This window comes from Spirosoma oryzae (assembly GCF_003002825.1).
Taxonomy (GTDB): Bacteria; Bacteroidota; Bacteroidia; order Cytophagales; family Spirosomataceae; genus Spirosoma; species Spirosoma oryzae.
In genome coordinates this window covers 44281-61410 of the sequence record NZ_PVTE01000024.1, presented here as the reverse complement: position 1 = coordinate 61410, position 17130 = coordinate 44281, and the positions used below count along the sequence as shown (strand labels likewise).

Sequence of the window (17130 nt, the reverse complement as noted above, 5' to 3'; positions counted from 1 at the left end):
TTGTATGTTTTCATTGCCCGGTAAATACGCCTTATCCCTGTGTATGTCCATGCTGTTTTCTGGCTGGGTAAGCCTTAATACGCCCGCCATCAACGACGTGCCTAAACGCCCGGCTGTAAAAAGCAGCAAGGCCAGACCAGCGAGTGGTGCCCAGGCCGTACCGTCGGAGAAGGACATGGCCGCTTATCTGCTGGTGTATTTCAGGGACGAAGATCACAGCCTGCACATGGCGCTGAGCAACGACGGTTACTCGTTTACCGATGTGAATCAGGGTAAGCCGGTGCTGGCGGGCGATACGCTGGCCGAGCAGAAGGGCATCCGCGATCCGCACATCATGCGGGGAAACGACGGGTATTTTTACATGGCCATGACCGACCTGCACATTTACGCGAAAGAGGCCGGGTTTCGGACAACCCAATGGGAGCGGGATGGTAAGGAATACGGCTGGGGCAACAACCGGAGTATCGTGTTAATGAAGTCGAAAGACCTCATCAACTGGTCGCACACGATTCTGCGCGTGGATAAAGCCTTTCCGGAATGGGACAAAATTGGCTGTGCCTGGGCGCCCGAGCTGATCTACGACCCGACCAATGGGAAAATGATGATGTATTTTACGCTGCGTTTTGGTAACGGCATGAGTCAGTTGTATTACGCCTACCTCAATCCGGCGTTTACGGCGCTGGCTACCGAACCGAAGCTCCTGTTTCAATACCCGAAATATAACAAATCATACATCGACGGCGACATTACGAAAGTGGGCGACAAATACCGCCTGTTCTACGTTTCCCACGACGGCAAAGCGGGTATCAAACAGGCCGTTTCCGAAAAACTGACCACTGGGTACGTCTACGACGAGAAGTTTTATGACCCGGAGCCGAAAGCCTGCGAAGCACCCAACGTCTGGAAGCGCATCGGGCAGAAAAAATGGGTGCTGATGTACGATTGTTACGGCATCAGTCCGCACAATTTTGGTTTTAGCGAAACCACCGACTTTGTCCATTTCACCAACCTGGGCCACTTTAACGAAGGCGTGATGAAAACGACCAATTTCACCTCGCCCAAACACGGAGTCGTTATTCACCTCACCCGGCACGAAGCCCAGACACTGGCCAGTCGGTACGGCCTGACCATGAACTTTTAAGCACTCCTATTTGATGGCCCGGTACGTAGTTGGCCACGCTGTAGAGCAGGCAACGCTACGCCATTAAACCAACCGATAACTACGTTTCGATTATGCGACTTTTAACCTTGTTGCTGTTTGGTCTTTTCGGTACAGTAGCCGCCCTAAAAGCGCAACCGACGAAACCTCACCCGTACCTGTTCTACACCCCTGAGCGGACCGGGCGGCTGAAAGAGCGGATCAAAACCGATACGTTGCTGGCCAATCGCTGGAATGCCATTCAGCAACGCTGTGATAAATGGGTAGCGGAACCGAAGGGCGGAAACATGGAACAACTCGCGCTGGCCTATACCATGACCGGCGACAAACGCTACGCCGACCGCGCCAAAACGCTGCTCAATGACCTGACGGGCCGCGCTTTCTGGGATGGGATGGACGACCGGACCCCCCGCTGGAATGCGGGCCTGGGCACCAGCCACAACAACTGGACGGCGTCGGTTACGTTCGATGCCATCTACAACGCCCTGACCAACGACGAGCGCCGGGCCATTGCCGACCGCATTGTGAAGCTGGGTATCGAACCGTCGATTGCCGACTGGGTATCGAAAGACAAACGCATTCAGTCGCTCGACAACATGGGCCACAACTGGTGGGCGGCCATCGTGTTCGAAGCGGGCATTGCCTCGCTGGCGGTGATGAACGAGCAGCCCCAGGCTCGTCAGTGGGCCACCGATATTATGCAGAATAGTCGCCAGTGGTTTGCTTTTTCGGGGAGTATTCTGGAAAACAAACCGGCCAACTTCGACCTGGCGGGCGGTTTTTACGAAAGTATCAGCTATGCCAATTATGGCGTGAGTGAATACCTCCAGTTTCGGCTGGCGTATACCAACGCGCTGGGCAAACGGACGATGCCCTACGATAACCTGCTGCAAAAAACGGTCGACTGGTTTATGCACGCGGCTTACCCACGAAGTGGCGACAAGCCGTCAATGTCGCTGAATTTCGGCGACAGCAACGACTTTGCCAACGGTGAACGGCCAGCCAAGCTGATGCTGGCGCTGGGTCTGGGCACCGACGATTACTACTGGTACATTCAGCAGACCGGGAAGACCCCGTTTCGGGAAGATCTGAACGTTGGCACACCGATGGGTCTCTTGTACCAGCCCGAAAACAAACCCGTCCCGGCAACACCGGGATTGCCCCCGTCGGCGATGTATGGCTCGATGGGCTGGGGTACGCTCCGGTCGTCGTGGAAACCCGATGCGACGCTGCTGGGCGTAAAAAGCGGCTATACCTGGAACCACGCCCACGCCGATGCCGGGTCGTTTGTGCTGTACCACAAGGGCGAAAACCTGCTCATCGACGGGGGCGACGTGGGGTACGGTAATCCAGAGTACAGCAGCTACTTCGTGAAGAGTCAGGCCCATAATGTGGTGATGTTCAACGGCGAAGCGCAGGACGCCCGCGATCAGTACAACGCCGTAAAAAATCCGGGGCACCTCTACAACCTGCTCGACGGCGGTTCGCTGAAATACATGCTGGCCGATGCTACCGGCCCCACGGCGCGGAACTTCCTGCGGAACTACCGAAATTTTCTTTGGATCGGCAACGTGATTCTGATCATCGACGATTTGAAAACGTACGACAGCGGTCAGTTCGATTTCCTGCTGCACTACGCCGATAAAGCCGTCAAGCGCGGTCCTGATCTGGAAATCACGAAGGACAAGGCGGGTATTCTGTTTCGGCCCCTGTACCCCGAGACCCTGCCGCTGGGTTACCCGCACGATTTTCCCGAAAAACTAAAATACCGCACCGAATACGGCTTGCAGGACCGCACCACGAACGTCAAGATTCCGTACTACGTGCTGTCTCTCCCCGAAAAAACGGATCGTACCAAGCTGGTCAACGCGATTCTGCTGCTCGATGAAACCAACCAGTCGATTCAGACGGCCACGGGTTCGTCGGGCGCTTCGGGCGCGGCCGGGCGGAGCAACCTGCCGACCATCGAGAAGTTTGAAGGTACCAACTACCTGGGCCTGCGCATCACCCAAAACGGGCAGGTAACGGAAGTATACATCAACCTGCTGGCCGACGGTCGATTGATGCACCGCAACGCCAACCTGACCATCGGCGACTGGCAAACCGACGCGTATCTGTCGGCTATCACATTTCCCGAAGGGGCTAACCGGCAGGATCTGACTCAGCTATCTTCCTTCTTTGTTGGCAACGGCAGCTACCTCCGCAAAAGCGGTAAGCCGCTGCTGAGTTCGCTGTCTAAAGTGTTCCTGCACGCGGCCCGGACGTCGGACCCGCTCCGGCGTACCGGTCACACGGGTTCTCAACTGAATGTTCAACTTCAGGGGCAGCCGCTGATCGAGGCCTCGCTGGGATTCGAAAACGTAACTAAACTTAATGTGAACAATAAGGACGTTTCGCCCGCCTACGATTCGGGTAAGTTGTTGCGAATTGACGTCGATCAAACGAAATGACTTTTATTGACAGGATTAACTGGATTGGCAGGATATGCCCGGGTTAATCCTGTCAACCCTGTTAATCCTGTCAAAACCTTTTACCTATGCTTCGTTTTAGTTTATTGCTTGCCTGCGTTTTATCGATACAGACAGCGTTCGCCCAAACGCCCGAAACCCGCCTGCAATCACCCGATGGGAAGCTGGAAGTTGTTTTTGAGCAGAAAGAAACGGGCCCCGGTCGGAAGCAGATGACCTACCACGTCAACTACGACGGCAAACCCGTTATTCTGGAGTCGGGGCTGGGCGTGCAGATCGACAATCATGTGTTCGAGCACGCTATGGCCCACAAAGTGACCACGCCACCCGGTACGCAGGGGGTCAACTGGTGCGACAATCTGGTGATTAAAAACGTCGTCAGAACGGCGAAGGACACGACCTGGAAGCCGGTGTATGGCGAGCGCAGCCTGATTCGGGATCACTACAACCAGTTGGAGGTTCAGCTTCAGAAACCCGATGCACCGGATTATTCGTTGCACGTCATTTTTCGGGCGTATGATTCGGGTATCGCGTTTCGGTATTTCTTCCCCGAGCAACCCAACGGCCTGTATTACCGCGTGATGGCCGAAAACTCGGAGTTTACCTTGCCCGCCGACACCAAAGCCTGGTACACGGCCTGGGCGCAGGGAGCCTATCAGGCATTGCCCTTATCTGGCCGTGCGACGGACCGCTGGCCCGAGAATTCGGAACGTCCGCTGACCCTGTCGTTGCCCAACGGTTTGTATGCTTCGCTGGCCGAAGCACAACTGACCGACTACGCCATGACCAAGTTCAAGCTCTCCGCCACTAAAGCCAACACGGTCGTTACGTCGCTGTACGAAAGCGTCGATCTGATGTCGGACGTGGGCACGCCCTGGCGGGTAGTGATGGTAGCGAACCGGCTGGGTAAGCTACTGGAAAACAACGACATCATGCTCAATCTGAACCCGCCCGCTGCGGTGACTAACACCGACTGGATCAAGCCGGGTAAGATGATGCGGGAGGTGACGCTGACCACGCAGGGTGCCCTGTCGTGCATCGATTTTGCGGCTGCCCACAACCTGCAATACATCCTTTTCGACTGGAAATGGTACGGCCCGGCGTTTACCTTCAATTCGGACGCCCGGCAGGTGGTGGCCCCCATCGATATGCCGCAGGTGATTGCCTACGGGAAATCGAAAAACGTGGGCGTGATTCTGTACGTGAACCTGCAGGCGCTGTACAAGCAGATGGACGAGATTTTTCCGCTCTATAAAAAATGGGGTGTCAAAGGCGTTAAGTTCGGGTTTGTCGAAGTAGGATCGCACCGCTGGATGACCTGGCTCACCGAAGCCAAACGCAAAGCCCTGGAAAACGACCTGATGGTGAATATCCACGACGAATACCGCCCGACGGGTACCAGCCGAACGTACCCCAACGTGATGACGCAGGAAGGCATCCGGGGCAACGAGGAGTTTCCCGACGCTACTCATAACACGGTACTACCCTTCACGCGCTATTTGGCCGGAGCGGGGGACTATACGATCTGCTACTACGACAAGCGGCTAAAAAACACCCACGCGCACCAGCTGGCGATGAACGTTATTTCGTACAGTCCGCTGCAATCGGTGTTCTGGTACGACAAACCGGCGCAGTACGGTGGCGAGCCAGAAATCGAGTTTTTCGACAAGGTGCCCACCGTCTGGGACGACACGAAAGTGATTCACGACGCCATCGGGGAGTACGTGACCATTGCCCGGCGGAGTGGAGACGACTGGTTTGTGGGTACGATTACCAACAACGATAGCCGCACCCTGTCGCTGCCGCTCGATTTTCTGCCGCCGGGCAAACTTTACGTAGCGCACCTTTACACCGACGACCCGACCGTGCCGACCAAAACGCAGGTCCGTGTGTCGACCCAGTCCATAAAAGGTGGTCAGTCGCTGGAGATGAAGCTGTTACCGCGTGGCGGGCAGGCCCTCTGGCTGACACCGGCGAAGTAAGCGCTCAATTTTCTGTCGGCCCGGTCCTTTGCCAGGATGACAAAACCATGGTAAAAGGCTGGGCAAATAGTCTTTAAATTTCTCCTAAACGATATGTCGATCGGGCGCTTTTCTTGGGTTAGTGGGCTTTACTTCGTCGGGTTGGCGGGGCAGGTGCTGGCGCAGTCGAAGCCGGGACTGCCGGACCCATTGGTACGTAGCAACGGGCAGCGCGTGACCACCGCCCGCGAGTGGCAACGGGTACGCCGACCCGAGCTGATCGAGTTGTTTACGAGTCAGGTGTATGGTCGCTCGCCTGGAAAGCCAGTTGGCATGACCTTCCAGGTGTTCGATACGGATGCCACGGCGCTGGGCGGCAAAGCAACCCGCAAACAGGTCGCCATCTATATCAACGGAAAACCCGACGGCCCTCGCATCGACGTGTTGCTGTACCTCCCGAATCGAGTGCGTAGGCCCGTTCCCGCTATCGTGGGTCTGAACTTCTGGGGAAATCACAGCATCAGTACCGACCCCGGTATTCGTCTCGCTACCAGTTACCTGGAAGCGGGCAAAAACAATCCGTATGTTGATTTGGATTGCGTGACCGACAACCGGGCCACGGAAGCCTGCCGGGGTATCAACGCCCGCCAATGGCCGCTGGACAGTATCCTGGATCGCGGCTACGCGCTGGTGACGGCCTACCGGGAAGATATGGCGTCCGACGTACCGGCCACCCGCTTCTCCACGGGCGTACACAGAGCCTACCCCGACTGGCAAAACCGCCCCGACAACTTCGGAACGATTACCGCCTGGGCGTGGGGACTAAGCCGAATTATGGACTACATGCAAATCGACCGCGCCATCGATGGGAAACGGGTGGCGGTATTTGGCTGGTCGCGGCTGGGTAAGGCGGCCCTTTGGGCGGGCGTAACCGACGAGCGGTTTGCGGCTGTGCTCAGCAACGAATCGGGTTCGGGGGGCGCTAAGCTATTCCGGCGGGGTCAGGGCGAATCCATCCGGCGGCTCTGCACCGTTTTTCCGCACTGGTACAGCACCAACCTCCGGCAGTATATGGATAAGGACACGCTGCTGCCGTTCGATCAGCACGAAGTTATTGCCCTGTTAGCGCCCCGTCCCGTCTACATCGCCAGTGCCGAGGAGGACAAGGGAGCCGACCCGATTGGCGAGTTCGAGTCGGCTAAAGCGGCCAGTGTTGTCTATAAACTGTTCGGGCGAGACGGGCTACCCACCCCGACGATACCACCCCTCAACACCTCCGTGCAGGGTACCATCGGCTACCACCTCCGAACGGGAGGCCACGACGTTACGAACCTGGACTGGCGCTATTTTCTGCAATTTTTGGACACGCATTTTAAAAAGAAGTAACCTTTCTTTTTGCTTAGGCTGGCTGGCAGAGGGAACGTGTACTGCCTCAATGCTAGCGTGCGCTATGGTCCGAACAGAGCATAAGTTCCGGTCCGCCGGGCTGTGAAATATATACAGAAGTGCGAGATGACTCGTGCGGGAAGGATGCTTGGTAGACAGGTCGTCATTCTTACAATGATGAGCCTGGACCTATCAGTAAATTGAACTACAAGATAACCTATAACGGCTGATTGCCAGTTAAGATTTGCTTTGTGAGCCGCATAGGGTAAAGGTGCTGATGCAATCCGGCAACAAAGAGTATAGTCCATAAAATAGTCGCCTTTTGTGAACCTGTGAAAGTTAGTTTTTTACTCTACTTTTCACTGGCTCACTTTATTGGGTTCAAGATAGCCGGGCCTTCAATGCAGCAAAATACTACTATAAAATCAGTTTTCGACAATCTTCCTGCTAGTTGGTTCTGTTCAAATGAGGAGAAATCAGTACGACAAAAGATAGATTGTTAATGAGCCTGACAACAAAGCGAGTTTGAGCCCCACACCAAACAAACCCCTTTGTTTCGGCCTGACCTTTGTCAAAACTTAAATCAACATGACAATGGAATCGGTAACCGAGACAACTAAAGACGCAAACAAAACGAAAAAAGTGGCTTTAATCACCGGAGGCACCACCGGCATTGGTAAAGAAACGGCTCTTATTTTGGCTAGCAGAGGTGTACAAGTGGTTGTTAGCGGCCGACGTGAAGAAGCGGGTAAAGAACTCGTTAACGCTATTAACGCACAAGGTGGAGAAGCTTCATTTGTGTTTGGTGATGTGAACCAAGAGGACAGCATCAAGCAAATGATTGAGTTTACCGTGCAGCGGTATGGCCGTTTAGATATGGCTGTCAACAATGCTGGTATTACCCTGGAAACAAAACGGATTGGTGATTCTGATCCCGATTTGTTTGAGAAGATGTTACATACCAACGTAATGGGCGTCTTTTTGTGCATGAAGTATCAAATCAACCAAATGCTCGAAAACGGCGGTGGCTCGATTGTCAACCTGGCGTCGATTGCGGGTCTGAATGGTATGCCTTACTCAGGGGCCTATGCGGCCACCAAACATGCGGTCGTGGGGCTGACCAAATCCGGCGCACTGGATTATGCCACCGACAATATCCGTATTAATGCAATTGCTCCGGGAACTACCAATACCGAAATTATTGCCGGAGCCATTTCGCTGGGTCAATACGACTATCCAACGGTATCGGCTATGCAACCCATGAATCGAATGGGTAATCCAAGTGAAATGGCAGAAGGCATTGCCTGGCTGCTGTCTGATTCAGCGTCGTTCGTAACGGGACACATATTAAGCATTGATGGCGGCTTTCAAGCTAAATAATCAACTAATCGCTAAGTTTTGCTCCTGTAAGAAACTTGCCCAACTCTGTATAGCCTAGTTGGGCAAGCTTAACCAAACCTACAAGCCTTATGAATAAACGGTTCATTAGATACACCATTGACTGGTGCCAGGGGGAAATACTGGAAGGCCGAATTGTGCTTCTTTTCGGTTGCTTGTGTACGCTGGTCACCCTGATTCTCTGGCGGACGGGCACAACGCCAAATGCAAAAGCCTTAGTAATTCCTTTGCTGGTTGTCAGCTTATTACATGTTGGGACCGGCTTAAGCATGATGCGAAGTAACCGGGCTCGAATCAACGCTTTTTCGATGGCTTACCAAGCAAATCCGGCGCAGTTTGTTCAGCAGGAAAAAATACGTACTGAATCGTTCATGAAGTGGTATCCGCTGACCCGCTATGTCGTGGGTGGATTATTCCTGATTGGTATGCTGGTATTTCTGTTCACGACAGCTCCGCTCTGGAAAAGTGTAGCCATATGTTTGCTGATCACGGGTTTCTCCATCCTCCTGATTGATTATTTTTCCGAAGAGCGAGCTACCCAGTATCATCAGCACATCATTGAAACTCTTTCGTGATCGTGACGCAACAAGCCGAGACAAACTACCGATGAAAGCCCAGTCAGACACGTCCAGCAGTCCTATTCTCTATTCGTGTACTAGTCGAGAGCAACGGGCGGTAGAACAGTTTGTCGAATTTCACTCCTTGATCTATGTAGAATCCGGTGATATTCAGTTCAAGTCGGTTGAGGGTGTACAAACGTTTGGGGCGGGTAGTTTTGTATTGATCAAACGCAATCAGCTTGTAAAGACAATCAAAACTCCGCCTTCTGGTGGATCATTCGAATCGGTTTCAATCTTCTTTGAGCAGGAGTTGCTCCGGCGGTATAGCATTCAGCGGGGTATATTCTCAACGAAACCTTACCAGGGCCCTAACCGGATTGAACTGCCAACCAATATCTTTTTAACCAGTTTCTTTGAGTCAATAAAGCCTTATCTCCATCATCCAGCGCCAACTAATTCGATCTTAACCAACCTCAAGTGCCAAGAAGCGCTTGAACTTATCTTAAGTATCCAGCTCGATCTAACTGGCTTGCTACTTGACTTTAGCGATCCTTATAAAGTTGATCTGGAAGCGTTTATGGTGCAGCACTTTATGTTTAATGTATCCATTGACGCATTTGCACGGATGACAGGACGCAGTCGGGCGGGCTTCAAACGAGATTTTGAAAAGGTATTTCGGTCTACACCAGGCCAGTGGTTAAAACAGAAACGTCTGGAAGAAGCGCACCACCTGATCCAGAATAAAAAAATGAATCCATCAATGGTCTACCTGGAGGTAGGTTTTGAGAACCTATCTCACTTTTCGTACGCCTTCAAGCAGCAGTTTGGTGTTGCGCCGTCAACCTTATTAACTGGTCAATAAGAAATAAATTGTTAGTAATCAATTCGTTAAAGCAACTCAGCTTATGAAAAATAAAACCGTGTTTATTAGTGGTACTAACTCAGGATTTGGTAAGGTTGCTGTCGAGCGTTTTACCCAGGAAGGTTGGCAGGTTGCTGCTACGGTCCGCAATAAAGCCGATCACCCCGGTCTGTTTGACGAATTTCCAACGGTTAAACTCTACAGCTTAGATACGTCTAATAACGCGCAGGTGGAAGAAGTAGCCAAAGCGGTCATTGCTGATTTTAAGCGGATTGACGTAGTCATTAATAACGCCGGTTATTGCCTGATGGGACCCACTGAGACGACTAGTATGGAACAGATCGTTCATCAGTACGAAACGAATATCTTCGGGGTCTTTGCGGTTACCAAATCATTTATCAGTCACTTTCGGCAGCACGGTGGCGGCACGTTTATTAACCTGTCTTCATCGAGTGGTTTATTCAATTATCCATTCATTGCCGCTTATGGCAGCAGTAAATGGGCAGTTCGGGGTCTGAGCGAAGCGCTGGGCATCGAGTTGGCACCCTTCAACATCCAGGTTAAAGTCATTTACCCTGGCACGCATGCCACCAAGATATTCACCAAACTGGAGCAGGGAGCCGCGGCTGACAATCCAGCCTACCAACCTTACAGGCAATACTATAAAACGTTCCTGCTAGCTCAGACAAAGCTTCCGGCGACCGTTCCTGTCAATGTGGTGGAGGAAATGATCAAAGCCGCCAATAACCCCAGGGGTCCAATCAACATCATTGCGGGTGGTGACGCTAAGTTCCTAGACCGAATGAAGAAGCTATTACCAGAACGGGTATTCCAGAAGTTACAATTGCGGATCATGAAAAGCCCCATGACGAAGCCTGAGATTGGTTTCTTTACACGACTTTTTGGTCGGCGGGTCGCAAAAATGGAAATGAACATAGAGCCAGATTTAATTAAATAACGAATCGAGTTTGTCGGGTCAGTTCTAATACTATTCAGAGAAGCAAACAAACTCAATTACTTATGTATGTCAATAAAAAGTATCCGATCCGAAGCTTATTTAGCTATGCATCAAACTATATTGTCCTGTTTACGCTCTGGAGTGTAGTCGTTGTCCTTTTATACGAATATGTTGGTTGGAAATATATAGCCGTTCCTTTCCTTCCCGTATCGCTGATTGGAACAGCCTTATCATTTTACCTCGGGTTCAAAAATAATGCCTCCTACGACCGGCTCTGGGAGGCCCGGAAAAATTGGGGCGCTATCGTCAATGATAGCCGGGCCTGGGCCTTTATGCTCAATACCTACCTGAAGAAGCCGCTGAACGCTACTTTTGGTTCTGAAGAAATTCAGGCGATTAAGGCAGATTTGGTTCATCGACATATTGCTTGGCTTTATGCGCACAAGTTTTATTTGCGGCACAAGCGACAAGACTGGGAGCACACCAAAGAGTTGAACGAACGCTTCCGGCAACAGTATCAGGCTGAGTTTGGCATCAGCACGGACCTAAGTCAGGACTTGGCTAAGTATTTACAAGCCGACGAGATACAGGCCGTATTAAAAAAAGCAAATCCGGCAGCCGGGTTGCTCAATAACCAAGGTCAGCAACTGGCGATCATTCGGGAGCTTGCCATCATTGACGATTTCCGACTGTTCGAATTACAGAACCACCTTAACAAATTGCTGGAGCACCAAGGGAAAAATGAACGGTTGAAAAACTTTCCTTATCCGCTCCAGTACTCGATGATGTTGCATCTCTCGCTTCGTATCTTCTGCTTCTTACTGCCTTTAGGAATGCTTGGCGAATTAAGCAAATCGAGTGAGTTACTGGTTTGGCTAACGGTCCCGTTTTCGGTGATCATCTCCCTAATTTTCTACTTCATGGAAATTAACAGTGATTACTCCGAGATTCCTTTTGAGGGCTTAGTCTACGATGTGCCTATAACCAGTATCACCCGGTCAATCGAAATCGATATGTTGCAAGCCATCGGAATTACCAATACACCTTCGCCTATTACAGCAAAAGACGGTGTGTTGATGTAACTTCGTAAGCATGTAGTAAACTTCTACAGTCATTTGTGTGGCTTACAGGTCCAAATGTTCACGGGTGGCAAGGAAGCTAGTACGTGACGATTACGAGCCAACTAAATTCCTACTTCAGTTCGAGCGTTAATTTTCCTAAAATCAAATCAGCACGGAAATTTCATTTCACGGCAAGGTCGCTTTAATTGCCGGTGCATCGGTCGGTATTGGAGCGGCTATCGCCAAAATGCTGGCCGCCAATGGGCCAGTGTCGGATTAATGGCTAGACGGCCAACACCGCTTTATGAGTTGGAAGCCGAAATCGTTGAAGCGGGTGGCCAGGCCATCGCTATACCTGATGACGTGTCAAACCTCGCCGACGTGAAAAAAGCCATTGAGCTGATGGTCAACCGATTTGATGGACTTCATCTGGCTGTAAACAACGCCGGTATATCAGGCGAGTTTGGTCTTTTGCATGAAATATCCATTGAAAAATGCAAAAAAGTATGTATTCCGGCCAAAGTGTTTCTTCGTCACTTTTGGTGAACGGCATAGCTTTGCGGGGTGTTCGCTGACTTCATTTCCCGCATCTGCTCATCCTGACGTCATCACCACCCGACGGCGTAGAAGCTCGAAGCCTGCCCGGCCGGCGGCCCGGACCTCAACAGAAATGGGATGAGGCACAGATTGTTTACGAAACAACCACGCGGTGGTCCGCCTTTTCAGAAAACCTGTCCAGTTGATAGGGGGCTAAGACAGTGCTCAAAAGGACTATGGAAAAGGAGCCTAAATACTACGTAAGTAACGACGATGAATGCGTCAAAGCCAGGTGGACCATTCAGGATACGCTGGATGGCAAATGAAAACTGACACTGATCTCCATCCTGCGGGAAGGCAAACGACGATTTCCTGAATTAGCCCGCGAGGCTGACATTTCTCCCCGAATCTTATCCAAGGAATTACAGGAACTGGAAATGAATGGGCTGGTCACCCGAACGGTTTGCAATAGCAAGCCAGTCACGGGTGAATACGCCCTGACGCCCTATAGCGAACCGCTGGATGAGGTCATTATTGCCATGCATAGATACACCAACTTTTTTCTTTTCATAACAGCCCAAAAATGAATTAGATTAAAAAGAGTACGCTTCGGGTCTGGGTGTCTATTTACCAGTAACCGAATCGTATTCCTACCATGTCATCCTCCAGATTCAGTGTTGTCCTTATTTTGCTTGTTGCCCTTTGCGGGTTTACGCTTAGCCGGGACCGCTTTCCCGTCGACCCGGCTCTGACGTACTGCGTGCAACAGGCAACCAAAACCGCTGCGTCACTCCCCGCCACCGAGCCGAATTTACCCCGTAACATCCTGAACGGCAAAAAGAACTGGAATTACATCAGCTATAAAGACTGGACCAGCGGCTTCTGGCCGGGTACGCTCTGGTACATCTACGAATACACCAAAGACCCCGCCTGGAAGGCCAAAGCCGATTCCTTTACGCGGGAGCTGACACCACTCGCTTTTCAGAAAGCCGTCGACCATGATCTGGGCTTTCAGATGTATTGCAGTTTCGGCAACGGTCTGCGGCTGACGGGTAATGCTGACTACAAAAAAAAACTGCTAGCTACCGCCGATACGCTGGCTACGCTGTTCAATCCAAAGGTCGGCACCATTCTGTCGTGGCCACGCTCGGTACCGAACATGGAGTGGCCCCAGCACAACACCATCATGGACAACATGATCAACCTGGAACTGCTGTTCTGGGCGTCGAAAAACGGGGGAGGCAAGCACCTGTACGACATAGCCGTATCGCATGCGACAACGACCATGAAAAACCATTTCCGGCCCGATTATACCTCTTACCACGTGGTGGTGTATGACCGCGAAACGGGAAAGAAGATCAAGGGGGTTACGCACCAGGGTTACGCCGACAATTCGATGTGGGCGCGGGGGCAAAGCTGGGCAATCTACGGCTACACGATGACCTACCGGGAAACGAAAGATCCCAAGTTTCTGGATTTTGCCCAAAACGTATCGGACGTGTACCTAAAACGCCTGCCCAAGGATCTGATTCCGTACTGGGATTTCAGTGCCCCGGACATTCCAAGTGCCCCCAGGGATGCATCGGCGGCTGCGGTTACGGCCTCGGCTCTGCTGGAGCTCTCAACCTTTGTGAAAGACAAAGCCAAAGCGGCCACTTACCGCGCCAAAGCGGAGCAGATGCTGGAAAGTCTGTCGTCGGCAAATTACCAGAGCCGTCAGGTCAATGATGCCTTTTTGCTGCACAGCACGGGGCACAAACCTAACAACAGCGAGGTCGATGCGTCAATCAATTACGCTGATTATTACTACATCGAAGCGCTGATACGCCTGAAAAAGCTACAAACGGGTAAACCGATTCTGGCAAATCTGTAAACCTGATCCAGACTCCGATACTGTCTGAGCGAAATGAAAAAACGGGCCGTTATTACGTGTTTGATGACCCTTCTGTGTGGTTGGGTATGCGCTCAACCCGCTTACGATTTTACCCCCCTTACCCGGCAGATCCGGCAGTGGGTGGATAAAGGCTATTATTCTGGTGCGTCAATGCTGATTATCAAGAACGATAAACAAGTTTACGAACAGTATTTTGGCTCATACTCCCCGCAAACGCAGGTGTACATCGCGTCGGCGGGGAAGTGGCTGGCGGCAGCTACCTTTGCCGCCGTGGTCGATGAGGGAAAACTGTCATGGGACGATAAAGTCGTTAAATGGCTACCCGACTGGACCGACGCGAAGGGGCAGGCCACGCTCCGGCAGTTGCTTTCTCATACCGCCGGTTACCCGGATTATCAGCCCGTCGGACATCTGGTCGACCGGTACCAGACGCTGACCGAATCCGTCGCGCACATCAAACCGCTGCCCCTCGATGCGCTACCCGGCACCCGATTTTTGTACGGAGGGCTGGCGATGCAGGTGGCGGGGCGGATGGCCGAACTGGCTACGGGTAACGACTGGGAGACCTTGTTTCAGACAAAAATTGCCCGACCGCTGGGCATGACGGCAACCCGGTTTACACCTGTCGATTCGGCGGATGGACACAGCCCGATGCTGGGTGGGGGAGCCCGAAGCACACTCCACGATTATATCCGTTTTCTGGATATGATTTACCACGGTGGGCTCTACAAGGGCAACCGTATTCTCTCGACAACTGCGCTGGCCGCCATGCAGGCCGATCAGGTTGGAAAAGCCGATATACGTGCCGATTCCTATATCCGAACGGCGTACCGCCCGCATACCGATCTGTACGGTCTGGGCGAGTGGCGGGCCGAAGTCGACGCTCGTGGGAGGTCGACTTTGCTCACCAGCCCAAGCTGGGCGGGTGCCTACCCGTGGATCGACCGAACGGCGAATCTGTACGGCTTTTTTCTGACTCACCTCGACGTGAACGGCCCCGCCCGAGTCGATTCGTTCAACGCCTTTTACGCCAGCCCTGCTCTGCCCGGACTGGTACGGCAAGTGACGAGTAAATCGCGCAAGCCCTGAGTTTGAAACGTTGTTTCAACAATTTAGATTGTAGACGCAAACCTATCATAGGTTGGTTTGGTAAACCTCTCCGGCAATGCCGGAGAGGTTTCTTGTTGGTGCAGCCCCGTCGTTAAGCGGGCTAAATTGGCTTTTGGCAAGTCCTCAATTGGGCAGAGGCCCGGACGAATTCAAATGAGCCCAAAGTTCTTTACGGCCCAGATATCGCGCAATCAATAGTATCAGGATGCGCCCGCAGCTATTTACCGGACCTAAGCATTGTACAGCTAATTCGGGATGTGCCGTAAAAGTAGTGAACAGGTCACGTTTACCGCGTATTTACCTTCGTTACGACACTCGATACCGTGAAGCTAGTGTATTGGGTTCCCGCTGTATACGTACCGTCGGTGAATAGCCCGTCAGTATTGGTACCTGTTGCACTGCCCCCCGTAAAGACCTTGTACGTACTACCCTGCACCAAACCTGCCGATGAAAACGCCAGCGATTGGTACTGCTTGGCAGCTTTGAACGTCAAAATACTTTTCCCATCGGCCGACTGAATGTTAACCAGGCTATTGGCCGCCTGACTACTGGTAAAGGTCATAAGAACGCTGTTCTGAGTCGAGGTTGTGCCGGGAGCCTGTGCCATGCCCGAACTGCCAACGGCAATCAGAAGACCGCCACTGATCTTAAACGTTCCATCGTAGTCGAGAGATCCGTTTCCGTTGCCGCTGGGTCCATTAACGAGAACCGTGCCGCCGGTCATAACGATGGACCCGTTGGCGTCGAGTCCGTCGCCACTGGCATTCACTAGTAAATAGCCACCATTGATCGTGAGCAGATTACTGCTACCGGTAGCCGTACCCATTCCGCCCCCCGAACCATCGGATACATTGACGCCGTCGTCGCTGGAGACCAAGCGAATGGTACCCTGATTGAGTGTGATGGTTTTGCCTTCCAGCCCCTCGTAGGATTTGGAAATGGTAATGGTTCCGTTATTGACAACCAGGTTCGACTCGGCGTGGATACCATCATCACCGGCGGCAACAGCGATGGTGCCATCGTTGATGGTTACGTAGTCTAGCGTGGCGTCTTCGTCGTTACTGGATTTAAGGCCATCCGCTTTGGCCGTTACGTTTAGCTGGCCACCATCGATAATCAGGTAGTCTTTGCCCCGAATACCGTCATCAGCTGCGCTGACTGTAATGGTACCGCTTTTTATGATCAGGCCATCTTTACTGGCAATTGCATCGCCAAACCGACCGTTGACAGTCAGTGCACCGTTACCGAAAATAGTCAGATCTGATTTACTGAACACAGCGGCATTTGGCTCTTCGTCGGCGACCACGTCATACACATACGCCGTTCCGTCAGTAAGTGTATTGGTGCTGTTGTCGGCCAATGCAATCACCGTTTTGCCCGAGTCCTTAATGTATATCGGGGCACTGTTGGCACTGGTAATGGACACTCCGTTCAGAATAAGCCGGACAACCGCCTTGTCCGTCGTATTGACGATGATCTGGCCATCGGAGAGAGAGCCGCTGAAACTGTAGGTGCCTGCCGAAGTAATGGTGACCTTGCTGCCGGAAGCCGTAGCGCCACTTCCACCAACCGTGATAGAGGTGCCGTTGAGTGTTACCGGGATAACGTCGGTACTGTTCCAGACATAATCAGATGCTTCGTCATGCACAGACGTACCGTCGGTGCTGCTTTCCGACGGATTGACCTCGTCGGGGGTTTTGCATCCCGAAAAAAAAGCGGTACCCACCCAGAAAAGGGCCAGTATGAGACAGTTATTCGTTTTCATCGCTGTTTAAA

General features: G+C 52.2%; 14 protein-coding genes. 13 read left to right on the top strand and 1 reads right to left on the bottom strand.

Annotation, left to right across the window (positions count from 1 at the left end; genetic code table 11):
• Nucleotides 1-4: 4 nt before the first annotated feature.
• From CLV58_RS22065 to CLV58_RS22000, 13 genes are all read left to right on the top strand, one after another.
• On the top strand, nt 5-1141 hold the full coding sequence (locus tag CLV58_RS22065; RefSeq protein ID WP_146141505.1) for a glycoside hydrolase family 43 protein: 1137 nt from the start codon (nt 5-7) through the stop codon (nt 1139-1141).
• Nucleotides 1142-1233: 92 nt separating this feature from the next.
• Nucleotides 1234-3609 (top strand): heparinase II/III domain-containing protein, encoded by a 2376-nt coding sequence (locus CLV58_RS22060; RefSeq protein ID WP_106140001.1) that lies wholly within the window; start codon nt 1234-1236, stop codon nt 3607-3609.
• Between the two features lie 86 nt (nt 3610-3695).
• Nucleotides 3696-5609, top strand: a complete 1914-nt coding sequence (locus CLV58_RS22055; protein WP_106140000.1) for a glycoside hydrolase family 97 protein — start codon at nt 3696-3698, stop codon at nt 5607-5609.
• A gap of 93 nt (nt 5610-5702) precedes the next feature.
• The gene (locus tag CLV58_RS22050) at nt 5703-6974 is read left to right on the top strand and encodes a glucuronyl esterase domain-containing protein (protein WP_106139999.1); all 1272 of its coding nucleotides are present in this window, start codon (nt 5703-5705) and stop codon (nt 6972-6974) included.
• 594 nt (nt 6975-7568) lie between these two features.
• Nucleotides 7569-8354 carry an SDR family NAD(P)-dependent oxidoreductase gene (locus CLV58_RS22045; protein WP_106139998.1) on the top strand — a complete coding sequence of 262 codons (786 nt, stop codon included), beginning with the start codon at nt 7569-7571 and terminating at the stop codon, nt 8352-8354.
• Between the two features lie 89 nt (nt 8355-8443).
• Complete coding sequence (locus tag CLV58_RS28150) at nt 8444-8947, top strand: hypothetical protein (RefSeq protein WP_146141504.1); 504 nt, start codon at nt 8444-8446, stop codon at nt 8945-8947.
• Nucleotides 8931-9794: a helix-turn-helix domain-containing protein gene (locus CLV58_RS22035; protein ID WP_146141503.1), complete on the top strand. Its 864-nt coding sequence runs from the start codon at nt 8931-8933 to the stop codon at nt 9792-9794. The genes CLV58_RS28150 and CLV58_RS22035 overlap by 17 nt, the downstream gene beginning before the upstream one ends.
• Before the next feature lie 43 nt (nt 9795-9837).
• The gene (locus CLV58_RS22030) at nt 9838-10752 is read left to right on the top strand and encodes an SDR family oxidoreductase (RefSeq protein WP_106139995.1); all 915 of its coding nucleotides are present in this window, start codon (nt 9838-9840) and stop codon (nt 10750-10752) included.
• A 62-nt stretch (nt 10753-10814) separates the two neighbouring features.
• Nucleotides 10815-11834, top strand: a complete 1020-nt coding sequence (locus tag CLV58_RS22025) for a bestrophin family protein (protein WP_106139994.1) — start codon at nt 10815-10817, stop codon at nt 11832-11834.
• 105 nt (nt 11835-11939) lie between these two features.
• A complete protein-coding gene (locus tag CLV58_RS22015) occupies nt 11940-12359 on the top strand; it encodes an SDR family NAD(P)-dependent oxidoreductase (protein WP_342748941.1) in 420 nt (139 codons plus the stop codon).
• 320 nt (nt 12360-12679) lie between these two features.
• Nucleotides 12680-12937, top strand: coding sequence for a winged helix-turn-helix transcriptional regulator (locus tag CLV58_RS28800; protein WP_342748940.1), 258 nt, complete (start codon nt 12680-12682; stop codon nt 12935-12937).
• Between the two features lie 68 nt (nt 12938-13005).
• Nucleotides 13006-14223, top strand: a complete 1218-nt coding sequence (locus tag CLV58_RS22005) for a glycoside hydrolase family 88 protein (RefSeq protein ID WP_106139992.1) — start codon at nt 13006-13008, stop codon at nt 14221-14223.
• A 63-nt stretch (nt 14224-14286) separates the two neighbouring features.
• Nucleotides 14287-15333, top strand: coding sequence for a serine hydrolase domain-containing protein (locus CLV58_RS22000; RefSeq protein WP_211300885.1), 1047 nt, complete (start codon nt 14287-14289; stop codon nt 15331-15333).
• 307 nt (nt 15334-15640) lie between these two features.
• On the opposite strand, the gene CLV58_RS21995 is transcribed toward CLV58_RS22000, so the two are convergent.
• A complete protein-coding gene (locus CLV58_RS21995) occupies nt 15641-17119 on the bottom strand; it encodes a carbohydrate-binding domain-containing protein (protein ID WP_106139990.1) in 1479 nt (492 codons plus the stop codon).
• Nucleotides 17120-17130 lie beyond the last annotated feature (11 nt).

Excerpts from the sequence above, each read along its gene's own strand:
- CLV58_RS22005 (WP_106139992.1), top strand. The coding sequence starts at position 13,006 with ATGTCATCCTCCAGATTCAGTGTTGTCCTTATTTTGCTTGTTGCCCTT.
- CLV58_RS22030 (WP_106139995.1), top strand. The coding sequence starts at position 9,838 with ATGAAAAATAAAACCGTGTTTATTAGTGGTACTAACTCAGGATTTGGT.
- CLV58_RS22060 (WP_106140001.1), top strand. The coding sequence starts at position 1,234 with ATGCGACTTTTAACCTTGTTGCTGTTTGGTCTTTTCGGTACAGTAGCC.
- CLV58_RS22045 (WP_106139998.1), top strand. The coding sequence starts at position 7,569 with ATGGAATCGGTAACCGAGACAACTAAAGACGCAAACAAAACGAAAAAA.
- CLV58_RS21995 (WP_106139990.1), bottom strand. The coding sequence starts at position 17,119 with ATGAAAACGAATAACTGTCTCATACTGGCCCTTTTCTGGGTGGGTACC.
- CLV58_RS22050 (WP_106139999.1), top strand. The coding sequence starts at position 5,703 with ATGTCGATCGGGCGCTTTTCTTGGGTTAGTGGGCTTTACTTCGTCGGG.
- CLV58_RS22065 (WP_146141505.1), top strand. The coding sequence starts at position 5 with ATGTTTTCATTGCCCGGTAAATACGCCTTATCCCTGTGTATGTCCATG.
- CLV58_RS22055 (WP_106140000.1), top strand. The coding sequence starts at position 3,696 with ATGCTTCGTTTTAGTTTATTGCTTGCCTGCGTTTTATCGATACAGACA.
- CLV58_RS28150 (WP_146141504.1), top strand. The coding sequence starts at position 8,444 with ATGAATAAACGGTTCATTAGATACACCATTGACTGGTGCCAGGGGGAA.
- CLV58_RS22025 (WP_106139994.1), top strand. The coding sequence starts at position 10,815 with ATGTATGTCAATAAAAAGTATCCGATCCGAAGCTTATTTAGCTATGCA.
- CLV58_RS22000 (WP_211300885.1), top strand. The coding sequence starts at position 14,287 with ATGACCCTTCTGTGTGGTTGGGTATGCGCTCAACCCGCTTACGATTTT.